This window comes from Nonomuraea polychroma, assembly GCF_004011505.1.
Taxonomy (GTDB): domain Bacteria; phylum Actinomycetota; class Actinomycetes; order Streptosporangiales; family Streptosporangiaceae; genus Nonomuraea; species Nonomuraea polychroma.
Window position 1 is genome coordinate 2,713,423 of record NZ_SAUN01000001.1, and the last position, 12,467, is coordinate 2,725,889.

The following is a 12,467-nucleotide window of genomic DNA, read 5'->3' on the forward strand; positions in this document are numbered from 1 at the left end:
CCCTACACGTCCAGGCGGCACAGGCCCTCGGCGAGGGCCTTGGTGGTGAGGCGGGTGCGGCTGTCGCAGCCGAGCTTGGCGAAGATGTGCTCCAGGTGCGTGGTGACCGTGCGGACGCTGAGCACGAGCGCGGCGGCGATCTGCGGGTTGGAGTCGCCTGCCGCGACCCGCGTGAGGACGTCCACCTCCCTGCCGGTCAGCTCGTACGGCAGCGCGCACGGCCGCTCGGCGGCGACCACGCCCTGTAACGCCCCCTGGAACCCGACGCCCGCCCGGAGCAGCCGTAACTCGTGCCAGTGCCCGCCGTCGTCCAGCCAGAGGCCGTGCCTGGTGAGCTCACGCGAGTCGATGAACGCCCTGGCGTACGCGGCCATCGCCGGCTCGTCCCACAACGCGGCCGACGTCTCCCGCCCGGGCACCTCGCGGCGCGTTCCGAGCCGGTCGAAGGCGACCGCGCGGAAGTCGGGCGGCAGCCCCACCGGGTCGATCACGCACCTCGTCAGGTCGGTCACGTGGGCCAGCATCGGGCTCACCGCCGCCACGAGGGCCCCGGTGAGGTGCGGGAACGCCTCCCTGGACGCGAGGTGCAGCAGCCCCGTGTAGCGGCCCTCGCGCAGGAACAGCGGCGCGGTCAGGCCGGCCCGCCAGCCGTAGGGGGCCAGGTGACGCCGGAAATAGCGTTCGGTGTCCGGCTCGGGCATGCTCACGGGCGCGCGGGTCGCCATGGCTCTGCGGTACGCGTCCAGCCCGGCGTATTCCTCGGCGGCGTCCCGGTCGATGCGCCGGTGGCCGTCGGAGACGACGCTGTGGTGCCGGCCCGTGGCGGGATCGAAGGCGACGAACTCATACGCGTCCAGCGGGATCACCCGGCGCAGCGCGGCCATCGCCCCGTGCGCGTCGCCGCCGCCCGCCACCTGATAGCCGACCTCGGCGAACGCCTGCAATTGGCAGACGTCCAGGGTGATCTCGGCCACGGCGTCCTTTATATCATTTGCCAAACCTTGAGGTCTTCTTGAAACTTTTTTTCAGATGCTTCCGGATGTTAAGATGATCAGCATGCAGCGCGCCTTTGTCTTCGCCACGACGACGCCGGACCTCGTCCCGGCGCGCTGACTCCATGCTTCCCGGGCGAACGCCCGGGAGCTGGTCGTTCGCCCTTTCCCTGGAAAGGATCATCATGAACGACCACCGCAGGCTCGGCCGCGAGCTCGGCATCTTCGACACCGATCCGATGATCGGCTCCGGCCTGCCCTACTGGCTGCCCGCCGGCGCGGCGATGCGCAAGGCCATCGAGGACTACGTCCACGAGCTGGAGCGCCGCAACGGCTACCTGCACGTCAACTCGCCCGTGCTGGGCAAACGCGAGCTGTACGAACGCTCGGGTCATTGGGCGCACTACGCCGACGACATGTTCCCGCCCATGAACGTGGGCGGCGAGGAGTTCGTGCTGCGCCCCAGCCTGTGCCCGCACCACGCGCTCATCTACCGCTCGCGGCAGCGAAGTAAGCGCGAGCTGCCGCTGCGCCTGGCCGAGCTGGGCGGCCAGTACCGCTCCGAGTTGTCCGGCGTCCTCGGCGGGCTGACCAGGGTGCGGTCCATCCAGCTCAACGACGGCCACGTGTTCTGCCCGCCGGAGCAGGCCGCCGCCGAGGTGTCGGCCGCGCTCGACCTGATCGAGGCCGCGCACGCGCAACTCGGCATCCGGGCCGCGCGCTACAGGCTGTCGCTGCGCGGCGACGGCGACAAGTACGTCGACGACCCGGAGATGTGGGCGGCCTCCGAGGCCATCCTGCGCGAGGTGCTCAAGGAACGCGGCCAGGCCTACGACGAGGAGCGCGGCGAGAGCGCCTTCTACGGGCCGAAGATCGACATCCAGATCGCCGACCCGGCCGGACGGGAGAACACCCTGTCGACCGTCCAGGTGGACCTGTACATGCCCGAGCGTTTCGACCTGCGCTACGTCGGCGGTCACCGTCCCGCCATGGTGCACCGCAGTGTCGTCGGCGGCCTGGAACGCCTGGTCGCGCACCTCATCGAGGTGCACGGCGGCGCGTTCCCCGCGTGGCTGGCGCCCGTGCAGGCGGTGGTGCTGCCGCTGTCCGACGCCGAGCTGCCGGCCGCCGAGGACCTGCTGCGCCGCTGCCTGGCCGCCGGGCTGCGCGCCGAGCTCGCGCCCGCCGACCGGGGCAGCCTCGGGGCCAGGATCAGGGCGCACCGGCTGGTGCCGTACCAGCTCGTGGTGGGGCCGCGCGAAGTGGCGAGCGGGCAGGCGGCGGTGCGGCTGCGCGACGGGAGCCAGGCGGGCGAGGTGCCCATCGAGCGTTTGGCCGCAGATTCGCGACCGTTCATCTGACGGGCGGAAATCAAAAAGGTAACGAGGCCTTCCCTGATCACGTAAGGGGCTCGTAAAGTCCCTGCAACGCGTGTCGGGGAGGACGTCGTGACCCAGCTGAGCGATCGTGAGGCCGAACTGGTCTCCGCCCACGAGCAGGAGCGCCCGGCGCGGGAACTGGGCGGGGCGCTCCGGCTCGGCGTGTGGATCGTGGGCGGGTTGTTGTCGGTCTACTCGCTCGTCGTGGTGTTCCGGCCGGTCGAGGCGCTCGAACATCGGATGACGTTCCTGGCGGTGGCGTTGCCGCTGGTGTTCCTGTGCTACCGATCGGGGCTGTCGTCGTGGGTGAGCAGGCTGCGCCGCCAAGGCCTCCGATCGGTGCTGTCGTCATGGGCCAGGAGGCTGCGCCGCGACCCGGCCAAGGTCGCTTCCGTCGATGAGGCCGGTCCGCCGGCCGGGGCCACGGTGGACGGGCGGCCGGTCCCGCCGCAGGGCGAGGGCGAGCCCGACCCGCTGGCCGGGGTGTCACGGGCGGCGGCTCACCCCGATGGAAAACGACGCCGGAGCTCGAAAGAGCGGCCCAGCGTCGCCGACTGGCTGCTGGCCGCCGCCGCGCTGGCCGTGCTGGTCTATCCGCTGGCCGACATCGACGCGTTCCGCGATCGGGGGTCGGGCGCGGCGCTGACGCCCCTCGACATCGTGGCGGGCCTGGCGCTGACGGTGCTGCTGCTGGAGGCGGTACGGCGGACCGTCGGCTGGGCCCTGACCATCATCTGCCTCATCTTCCTGATTTATGCCTACTACGGCTCATATCTGCCGATTGACTGGACCATCGGGCATCGCGGCTTCGACCTCGGCCAGATCGTGTCGCAGCTCTACACCGGCACCGAAGGCTTCTTCGGCGTGCCGATGCAGGTGGCCGCCAGTTACATCATCCTCTTCACGATCTACGGCGCCGTGCTCGACTTCTCGGGCGCGAGCCGCTTCTTCATCGACCTGAGCTTCGCCGCCTTCCGCAACTCCCGCTCCGCCCCCGGCCGCACCGTCACCACGGCGGGCTTCCTGCTCGGCACGGTCTCCGGCTCAGGCGTGGCGACCACGGTCAGCCTGGGCAGCGTGGCCTGGCCGGTGCTGCGCCGGGCCGGCTACCCGAAGGAGCCGGCCGGCGGCATCCTGGCGGCCGGCGGCATCGGCGCGATCCTGTCGCCGCCCACGCTGGGCGCCGCCGCGTTCATCATCGCCGAGTACCTCCGGGTCAGCTACCTCGAGGTGCTCCTGTACGCGACGATCCCCACGATCCTCTACTACCTCGGCATCTTCCTGGCGATCGAGATCGACTCGCGCCGCTTCGGCACCCACGCCGTGCAGGTGGACGCGCCCAAGGCCGGCAAGCTGCTGCTGCGCTTCGGCTACCACTTCAGCTCGCTCATCCTCATCATCGTGCTGATGGCGCTGGACCGGTCGGCCTTCCAGTCGGTGGTGATCGCCACGGCGGTGGCGTTCGCGCTGTCGTTCCTCGACCCCCGGCACCGGATGACGCCCAAGCGCGTCGGGCAGGCCCTGGCGAAGGGCACGCTGGAGGTTCTGCCCGTGACCGCCGTCTGCGCGGCGGCGGGCATCATCGTCGGCGTCATCACCCAGACCGGCCTCGGGCTGAACCTGAGCGCGATCATCGTGGACTTCGCCGCCGGCAACCTGCTCCTCACCACGATCATGTCCGGCCTCGCCGTCATGCTGCTGGGCCTGGCCGTGCCGGTGACCGCGAGCTTCATCATCGCCGCCGTGATCATCGGCCCGGCGCTCACCACGCTCGGCGTCAGCCAGGCCGAGGCGTACATGTTCGTCTTCTACTACGCGGTGTTGTCGGAGGTGAGCCCGCCCACCGCGCTGTCGGCGGTCGCGGCGGCCGCGATCACGGGCGGCAACACGTACCGGACGATGATGATGACCTGGCGGTACACACTGCCGGCGTTCCTGGTGCCGTTCGCGTTCGTGCTGACGCCGAACGGCCAGGCCCTGCTCGGGCAGGGGCCGATCGGGACCGTGCTGCTGATGGCCGCGGTGTCGGCGGTCGCGGTCGCCGCGCTCGCCATGGCCACGGGCGGGCTGACCGGCGTGCCCGAGCGGCTGATGGCGGCGGTGGCCGCGGTGCTGCTGCTGTTCCTCGAGCCCGTCCCCATCGCCGCTGGCCTGGCCGTGCTGGCCGTGGCCGCCGGCGTGCACCTCCTCAGAAGAAGCAGAAGGGACCCAGCGTGAAGCGGACCATTGCGATAGTCGCCGCAGCCGTCCTTACCGTGGCGGGCTGCGGCGGCGGAGGCGCCGGCGGGTCGGGCAACCGGCTGTCGATCGCCACCGGCGGCACGACGGGCGTCTACTACGTGTACGGCGGCGGCCTGGCCAAGCAGCTGTCGGCGAACATCGCCAACACCCAGGCCACCGCGTCGGTCACCTCGGCCTCGGTCGAGAACATCAAGCTGCTGGCCGGCGGCAAGGCCGACATCGGCTTCTCCCAGATGGACACCGCGGCCGACGCGGTCAACGGCAAGGACACCTTCACCGCCAAGCAGCCGATCAAGGCGATCGCCCGCATCTACGACAACTACGCGCACGTCGTGGTCGCCCCCGGCGTCGAGGCGACCAAGGTGGCCGACCTGAAGGGCAAGCGCGTCTCACTCGGCCCGGCCAACTCCGGCACCCAGGTCGTGGCCCGGCGCATGCTGGAGGCGGCCGGACTGAACCCCGACACCGACATCACCAAGCAGCAGCTGTCGATCAACGAGTCGGTGCAGGCCGCCAAGGACGGCACCATCGACGCCTTCTTCTGGGTCGGCGGCCTGCCCACGGCCGGCATCACCGACCTGGCCACGAGCAAGCCGGACATGAAGATGCTCGACACGTCCGACGTCCTGGCGAAGATGCAGTCGACGTACGGGCAGCAGTACGTCTCCCTCGACGTCGACATGTCCGTCTACAAGCTGGACGGCACGGTCAAGACCGTCGGCATCGGCAACGTGCTGCTCGTGCCCGACAAGATGAGCGAGCAACTCGCGTACGACATCACCAAGACCCTGTTCGAGAAGAAGACCGAGTTGTCGGCCGTGCACCCGGAGGCCAAGAAGCTCGACGTGAAGCTCGGCCAGGAGGTCACCCCGGTCGAGCTGCACCCGGGCGCGGCCCGCTACTACAAGGAAAAGGCCTGATCAGGCTGCTGCTCGCGGTCGCGACGGTGATGGCGCTCGGCTCCGGCGGCGGCGCCGGGCGCCTCACCGTGAACGGCCTGCCCGTCTCCGGCGGCTTCATGATCGGGTACGTGCATTCGATCTACAAGGCGCCGACGGCGGAGGTGTTCACGATAGAGGGCCGTCGTTTCACCATGCGGGCGGTCCTCTCGGCCAACGAGAGTGTGCTCGACTACTACGCCCTGGCGGGCGCCCGCAGCCGGACCCGATCAGGCGCCTGGATGTTGCGCCTGGCCGAGCCCGCCACGTACGAGGAGCTGTCGCTGCTGACGACTTCGATCGGCCGCCGCACCCTGCTGGCCGGCGAGCGATGCCTGCCGCTCTTCCCGGAGGCCGGGGCGGCCGAGGTGCGACTGGCCGTGGAGCTGACGCTCGAGGCCAGGGGCGAGCCCTGCCGCCCGCCCTATGACCAGTCCCTCCTCGTGAACGCCGTGGAGATCGTGCCCTAGACCAGTCGGGCGAATCGTCGCGCGTTCCGCACCGCGGCCCCTCCGAGGTCGTTGTTGAAGTACACGCAGACGTCCTCCCAGCCGGCCTCCCGCACCCGCCCGGCCCAGGTGCGCAGGGAGGTCTCGCCGTACTCGACGCCGCCCCGGCCCCGCCCGTGGTGCATGCGCACGTACCCCCAGTCCGCTGTGCGCCAGAGCGGGTTCTGCGGGCGGCCCAGCCGGTCCGCCCAGCACAGGGCGGCCCCATGGGCGCTCATCACGTCACGGACCTCGTCGGTCCACCAGGACGTGTGCCGCGGCTCCACGGCCACCCGCACGTCGCGCGGGAAGCACGCCAGGCATCTGTCGAGCCTGCCCGGTTCGGCCCTGAGCGTCGGCGGCAGTTGCAGCAGGATCGGGCCGAGCTTCTCCTTCAGCGCCGCGGCGGCGCCCATCAGCCGCTGGACCGGCTCCTCCGGCTCGTCCAGCCGCTTGATGTGGGTGAGGTACCGGCTGGCCTTGACCGCCATCACGAACCCGTCCGGCGTGCGCTCCCGCCAGGCGGCGAACGTCTCCGGGCTGGGCAGCCGGTAGAAGGCGTTGTTGCTCTCGACGGTCGGGAACTCCCGCGCGTACGCCTCCAGCCAGAGCCGCTGCGGCAGGCCCTGCGGATACAGCACCCCCCGCCAGTCCTTGTACTGCCACCCTGAGGTGCCGACCAGCCATGCCATGCTTTACGCCTACCCTGACCCCCGCCGTGCAGTACTGTCACTAGTCGTCAGCCGAGGAGGACCTACACGTCGATGGGCGCCAATCACGCGCACGGCACCGCCGTCCCCAACTCGCGGCGCACGCTCATGGCCACCCTGGCCGCGCTGGTGCCGCTGGCGATCGTCACGCTGGCGGGCCTGCTGTGGCTCTGGCCGGACGGCCGGCACGACACCGGCACGCCGCCGCAGTCCAGCGTCGAGCGGCTCACCGGGACGGTCACCAGCGTCACGCTCAAACCCTGCCCGGCCGTCACGGAAGGCGCTCCCAAGCCGGACCCCGCCACCTGCGGCAACGCGACCGTCACGGTCGGGGACGGGCCAGACGTCGGCAAGGACGTCGCGCTCCGCCTGCCCACCGGCCCCGGGGCGCAGCGGTTCGCCCCGGGCGACGACGTGATCCTGCTGCGCGACGCGGACGGCGCCTACCAGATCTCCGACCACGACCGGGCGTTGCCGCTGTGGTTGCTCGGGGCGGCGTTCGCGCTGGCGGTGATCGCCTTCGGCCGCTGGCGCGGGCTCACCGCGCTCGTGGGGCTGGCGGTCACGTTCGTGCTGCTGCTGACGTTCGTCATCCCCGGCATCCTCGAGGGCAAGCCGCCCATGCTGGTGGCCATCGTCGGGTCGGCCGCGATCATGCTGATCGTGCTCTACCTGACGCACGGCTTCTCACCGTCCACCTCCGTGGCCGTGCTGGGCACGCTGGCCGCTCTCGCGCTGACCGGCGTGCTGTCGTACGGGGCGCTGGGGTTCGCCAAGCTCAACGGCATCACCGACGACAGCTCGCTGATGCTGGGCATGAGCGTGTCGATCGACACGCAGGGACTCCTGCTGGCCGGGATCATCATCGGCGCGCTCGGGGTGCTGGACGACGTCACGGTCACGCAGGCGGTGACGGTGGCCGAACTGGCGCAGGCCAACCCCTCGTACGGGTTCGCGCGCCTCTACCGGGCGGCCGGCCGCATCGGGCGGGCGCACATCGCATCGGTGATCAACACCATCATTCTGGCGTACGCGGGGGCGTCGCTGCCGTTGCTGCTGCTGTTCAGCATCGGCTCCCAGCCCTTGGGGGACGTGCTGACGACACCGGTGATCATGCAGGAGATCGTCCGCAGCGTGGTCGGCACGCTCGGCCTCATCTCGGCCGTCCCCATCACCACCGCCCTGGCGGCCCTGACCGCCGCTCGCCACGCCACGCCGGAGTCTTCCCGTGACGGGGACGAGGAGCTCTCCAGCCGCCGCGAAGGCCTCCCCAGCCGCCGGGACAGGCGCGAAGGCGTCTCCATCCGCCGGGGCAGGCGCGAAGGCGTCTCCGGCCGCCCAGACGGGCCCGAGGACTTCTTCAGCCGCGGGGACGACGACGTGGCCGACGACTTCTTCAGCCGTCAGGACGACGACGATCGGGACGACTTCTTCTCAGACCCAGGCGATCGCCGTGAGACCGGCCCGGACCGCCCCCGCGACACCCCGATCCCGGAAGGCGGCTTCTTCACCCCGGCTTCGATCCGTCCCGGCGCTCCAGAGAGCCCGCCCGGGCATCCCGCCACGCGCCCCGCCGAGCGGGCCAGGCAAGGCGATGCCGCCGACCGGCCGCCGCCCGCACGTCATCGCCGCCGCCCGGGCGCGTAGGGGACGTCGCCGCGTCCGGCGCCTGCCGGGCGGGCGCCTAGGAATACGCTTCGGTGCTGCCGTCCACCCGCAGCTTGCGCCGCGCCCGCTCGTAGAACGTGGTGCCGACCCTGACCACCTTGGCCGCGCCCGGCCACGCGCTCACCGTGATCTGGTCGCCGGGGCACAGGTGCCTGACCACGGCCCCGTCCACCTCGACCGCCAGCCGCCCGCTGCTGGGCAGCACCTCCAGCGTGACGTCCTCGTCCGCGGGCAGCACCAGGGCCCGGTTGAACGCCGAGTGCGCCGCGGCCGGCACCACCAGGATGGCCTCCACCCGGGGCGACACGATGGGCCCTCCGGCGGAGAAGCTGTAGGCGGTCGAGCCGGTGGAGGTCGCCACGATCACCGCGTCCGCGGCGTACCGCACGAAATCGCTGCCCGCCGGGGTGACGGACACGGCCGCCAGCCCTTCCCCGGGGATCCGTACGAGCGCGATGTCGTTGAAGGCGGTCACCTCCACGCCCCCGACCCGGCTCCTGATCGCCATGCGCGGCTCGACCGTGTAGCGGTGCCCGTCGATGGCCGACAGCGTGTCGGCCAACTCGTCCACGTCGATCTCCGCGAGGAACCCGAGCCGGCCCAGGTTGACCCCGAGTATGGGCGTCGGCCGCCCGGCGAGCAGCCGCATGGTGCGCAGCATCGTCCCGTCGCCGCCGAGCCCGACCAGCAGATCGGCCCGCTCGACGAGGGCGTCGGCGTCCACGGCCACGGCGGTGCAGTCGATCCGCCCCACTTCCTCAGGTAGTCCCAGCACCGTGGCGCCCTTGCCCGCCGCCCAGCGCAGGATGGTGTCTATCGCCTTCCTGGAGTCGCGCTGCGGGTGCAACACCAGCCCAACCGTCCCGACCATGCCCATGGGGCCAACCTTACGTCTCCCGCGCGGCGTGCCGTCCGGGCGGGACCTCCGATAGCGTCGCGTTCATGCGGCTTCATGTGGGATGCGCGATGTGGACGCACGCGTCGTGGCAGGGCCGGTTCCTGCCCGGCCCGCTCCCGCCCGGTGAGCGCCTGCGCGCGTACGCGACCTGGTGCAACGCGGTGGAGGGCAACACGACGTTCTACGCGACGCCGACGAGGGCGACCGTGGAGTCATGGGCCGCCCAGACCGGCCCGGACTTCCGCTTCGTCATCAAACTTCCCAAGCCCATCACCCACGAGCACCGCCTGACCGGCACCGACGACCAGCTGCGCGCCTTCCTGGAGGCCATGGAGCCGCTCGGCCCGCGGACGCACGCCCTGTGGGTGCAGCTGCCGGGCTCGTTCGGCCCCGCCGACCTGGGTGCGCTGGCGGCGTTCCTGCGCAGCCTCCCTCGGAACCACCGGTATGCGGTGGAGGTCCGGCACCGGGCGTTCTTCGAGGAGGAGCGCGCGGAACGGCTCTTGGAGCGGGTCCTGGCCACCGTCGACGCCGAGTGGGTCCCGTTCGACACCACCGCGCTCTTCGCCGACCGGCCGGCCAGCGACGCCGAACGCGACGCGTGGACCAAGAAACCGCGGGTGCCGCGCCGCTCGCGGGCACTGACCGGCCACCCGATCGTCCGCTACCTGGGACGCGACGCCACGGACCGTACGGTGGAGGGCTGGCGGCCGTGGCTGGACACGGTCTGCGACTGGCTACGCGAAGGCCGGTCCCCGACCGTCTTCATCCACACACCGGACAACGCCGACGCGCTGACGCTGGCCCGCCGCTTCCACGACGAGGTCCGCGCCCGCCTGCCCGAACTGGAGCTGCTGCCCGACCCGATGCCGAACGAGCCGCTCACCCTCTTCTGAGCGCTCCCACCGCGGCGCGTACGGCGCCCGAAGGCCGTTACCCGCTCGAAGGGCGCTCGTCCGCCGCCTGCAGTCGCGCTGGGCCCAATCCTCGATGAGCCGAGGCGTGTTGCCGGGAGAAGCCCGTGCGCGGGGAAGGCCACATGATCGCGTAATCTTTCGTGCCATGACTGCCGACATCGTGGCCAAACGGGTGACCAACCTGCTGGCGCCGCAGGTGCTGGTGATCCTCATGCCGCCCGTCGTGGGACTGCTCGCCCAAGGGTGGCGCGGGGCGGTGTGGGGGATGGTGGCGTCGGCGTTCTGCGGCGGGGTGCCGGCGACGGTGATCGCGCTCGGGGTGCGGTCCGGGCGGCTGGATTCGCATCACATCGTGGATCGGGCGCGGCGGACCCGGCCGTTGCTGGCCGCGGTCGCGGCTGTCCTGGTGGCGTTGGCGTTGCTCGTCGTGATGGGGGCGCCGACGTTGCTCGTGGCGACCGTGACGGCGATGCTGGCGGCGCTCGGGGTCACGGTGCCGGTCACGTTGCGGTGGAAGATCTCCTTTCACGCCGCCGTGTCCGCGGGCACGGTCGTGGTGCTCGCCCACGTGCTGCCCGCCGTGCCGACCGCGATCGCCGGAGGCGCCGTCGTGGGGCTGGTGTGCTGGGCCAGGGTGCGGCTCGCGCATCACACGTGGGCGCAGGTCCTCGCCGGCGTGGTGGTCGGCACGGTGACGACGTGGGGGACGCTGGCGGCGTTCGGGCTTGGATAGGGCGCGGGCGACGCCGGCGGTCTTCGGGTTTGGATAGGGCGCGGGCGACGCCGGCGGTCTTCGGGCGGCTGGAATAGGCGCGCGGCCTTCGGGGTTGCCGCCTGCATGGATGCTGGGAATCGCGGCCGGGTACGCGTCGAGCGGACGGCCAAGCGCGTGCGGACCTACCTGGGCGGCCGGGTGGTGGCCGACACCACCTCCGCTCTCCTGGTGTGGGAAGTCCCGTACTACCCCACCTACTACTTCCCGCTCGCGGACGTGGACGAGGCCGCGCTCAAGGCGACCGGGGCCACAAAGCACTCCCCGAGCAGGGGTGACGCCGTCGTCCACACGGTCACCTCCGGCACGGCGGAGGCCGTCGACGCGGCGCTGGCCTACCCTGACTCGCCGCTGGAGGAGATCCGGGGCCATGTGCGGTTCGAGTGGGACGCCATGGACGCCTGGTTCGAGGAGGACGAGCAGGTCTACTTCCACCCGCGCGACCCGTACACGCGGGTGGACATCCTGCCCAGTTCGCGGCACGTGCGGGTGGAGGTCGACGGTGTCACCGTGGCCGACTCGCGCCACGCGCGCATCCTCTTCGAGACGGGGCTGCCCGCCCGCTACTACCTGCCCAAGCCGGACGTACGGCTCGACCTGCTCGAGCCCACCGACACCGTCACCCACTGCCCGTACAAGGGCACGGCCGAGTACTGGTCGGTGAACGGCAAGAAGGACCTCGCGTGGTCGTACCGGACGCCGCTGCCGGAGAGCGAGCGGGTCGCCGGGCTGATCGCGTTCTACAACGAGAAGCTCGACATCTACGTGGACGGCGAGCTGCAGGAGCGGCCGAAGACCAAGTTCTCCTAAGAGGCGCTCCAGCGAGGGTCCCGGCCGAGGTAGCGCAGGAGGGCCGCCACGTCGTCGTCGCCCTGCGCGGGGGCCAGGGCGGCGGCGTACGCGCCCCAGGCGCGCAGCGGCTCGACGATCTCCCTGGCGACCTTGAGGAGGGGGCGGGCCAGCTCGGGCGTGAGCGGCGACGGCCGGCCCGTCGCCAGGGCGATGTCCCAGGCGTGGACGGCGGCGTCAAGACCGCACGCCGCCGAGCCGGACCACGGGGACATCTTGTGGGGCGGCACGGGCGTGGGCACCTCGGCGGCGTTGCGGTCGACGCCCGCCCACGCCTTGGCCGATCGTGCCAGGGCGTCCTCCAGGAACGCCGCCGGGTCCACCCCCTCCATCTCGCCCGACGGGTCGAACGGGTTGAAGTCGGGGCCGGGCTCGCCGGTCAGCGCGGCGGCGAAGCCGATCTGGTCGCCGACGGCGTGCTGGAAGACCTGGGCGACGGTCCAGCCCGCGCAGGGCGTGGGCAGGTGCCAGCCGTCGGCGGGGACGGCGCGGACGGTCGTGCGCAGCGCCTCGTGGGAGGCGTCCAGGACGTCCCAGCCGCTGGAGATCACGTGATCGCTCATTGGAGAGCCCCTTTCGTGGAGACTCTCACTCTATCAGAACGGAATGCTTTGT

General features: G+C 71.4%; 12 protein-coding genes. 8 read left to right on the forward strand and 4 right to left on the reverse strand.

The features are described 5' to 3' along the window. Positions 1-2 precede the first annotated feature (2 nt). Positions 3-974: a helix-turn-helix transcriptional regulator gene (locus EDD27_RS11990; RefSeq protein ID WP_127932483.1), complete on the reverse strand. Its 972-nt coding sequence runs from the start codon at positions 972-974 to the stop codon at positions 3-5. A gap of 143 nt (positions 975-1,117) precedes the next feature. Here EDD27_RS11990 and thrS point away from each other — a divergent pair, with 143 nt between their 5' ends. The 4 genes from thrS to EDD27_RS12010 all read left to right on the forward strand — a co-directional run bounded on the left by thrS (position 1,118) and on the right by EDD27_RS12010 (position 6,020). Further along, a complete protein-coding gene (thrS, locus tag EDD27_RS11995; protein WP_127932484.1) occupies positions 1,118-2,353 on the forward strand; it encodes a threonine--tRNA ligase in 1,236 nt (411 codons plus the stop codon). Positions 2,354-2,440: 87 nt separating this feature from the next. Next, positions 2,441-4,588, forward strand: a complete 2,148-nt coding sequence (locus tag EDD27_RS12000) for a TRAP transporter permease (RefSeq protein ID WP_206641372.1) — start codon at positions 2,441-2,443, stop codon at positions 4,586-4,588. Further along, complete coding sequence (locus EDD27_RS12005; RefSeq protein WP_127932485.1) at positions 4,585-5,532, forward strand: TAXI family TRAP transporter solute-binding subunit; 948 nt, start codon at positions 4,585-4,587, stop codon at positions 5,530-5,532. Before EDD27_RS12000 ends, EDD27_RS12005 begins: the two co-directional genes overlap by 4 nt. 26 nt (positions 5,533-5,558) lie before the next feature. Beyond that, the gene (locus EDD27_RS12010; protein WP_164903581.1) at positions 5,559-6,020 is read left to right on the forward strand and encodes a DUF1850 domain-containing protein; all 462 of its coding nucleotides are present in this window, start codon (positions 5,559-5,561) and stop codon (positions 6,018-6,020) included. Here EDD27_RS12010 and EDD27_RS12015 read toward each other — a convergent pair. Beyond that, positions 6,017-6,730: a DUF72 domain-containing protein gene (locus EDD27_RS12015; RefSeq protein ID WP_127932487.1), complete on the reverse strand. Its 714-nt coding sequence runs from the start codon at positions 6,728-6,730 to the stop codon at positions 6,017-6,019. The genes EDD27_RS12010 and EDD27_RS12015 overlap by 4 nt on opposite strands. A gap of 72 nt (positions 6,731-6,802) precedes the next feature. On the opposite strand from EDD27_RS12015, the gene EDD27_RS12020 reads away from it, so the two are divergent. Then, positions 6,803-8,395 (forward strand): YibE/F family protein, encoded by a 1,593-nt coding sequence (locus tag EDD27_RS12020; protein ID WP_127932488.1) that lies wholly within the window; start codon positions 6,803-6,805, stop codon positions 8,393-8,395. Between the two features lie 37 nt (positions 8,396-8,432). Here EDD27_RS12020 and EDD27_RS12025 read toward each other — a convergent pair whose 3' ends face one another. Then, complete coding sequence (locus tag EDD27_RS12025; protein WP_127932489.1) at positions 8,433-9,293, reverse strand: NAD(+)/NADH kinase; 861 nt, start codon at positions 9,291-9,293, stop codon at positions 8,433-8,435. Between the two features lie 65 nt (positions 9,294-9,358). Here EDD27_RS12025 and EDD27_RS12030 point away from each other — a divergent pair, with 65 nt between their 5' ends. The 3 genes from EDD27_RS12030 (at position 9,359) to EDD27_RS12040 (ending at position 11,813) form a co-directional block, all read left to right on the forward strand. Then, a complete protein-coding gene (locus EDD27_RS12030; RefSeq protein WP_127932490.1) occupies positions 9,359-10,210 on the forward strand; it encodes a DUF72 domain-containing protein in 852 nt (283 codons plus the stop codon). Positions 10,211-10,376: 166 nt separating this feature from the next. Next, positions 10,377-10,964: a hypothetical protein gene (locus EDD27_RS12035; RefSeq protein ID WP_127932491.1), complete on the forward strand. Its 588-nt coding sequence runs from the start codon at positions 10,377-10,379 to the stop codon at positions 10,962-10,964. Between the two features lie 105 nt (positions 10,965-11,069). Then, positions 11,070-11,813, forward strand: a complete 744-nt coding sequence (locus tag EDD27_RS12040; protein WP_127932492.1) for a DUF427 domain-containing protein — start codon at positions 11,070-11,072, stop codon at positions 11,811-11,813. Here EDD27_RS12040 and EDD27_RS12045 read toward each other — a convergent pair. Next, positions 11,810-12,415 (reverse strand): TIGR03086 family metal-binding protein, encoded by a 606-nt coding sequence (locus tag EDD27_RS12045; RefSeq protein ID WP_127932493.1) that lies wholly within the window; start codon positions 12,413-12,415, stop codon positions 11,810-11,812. The genes EDD27_RS12040 and EDD27_RS12045 overlap by 4 nt on opposite strands. Positions 12,416-12,467: the final 52 nt, after the last annotated feature.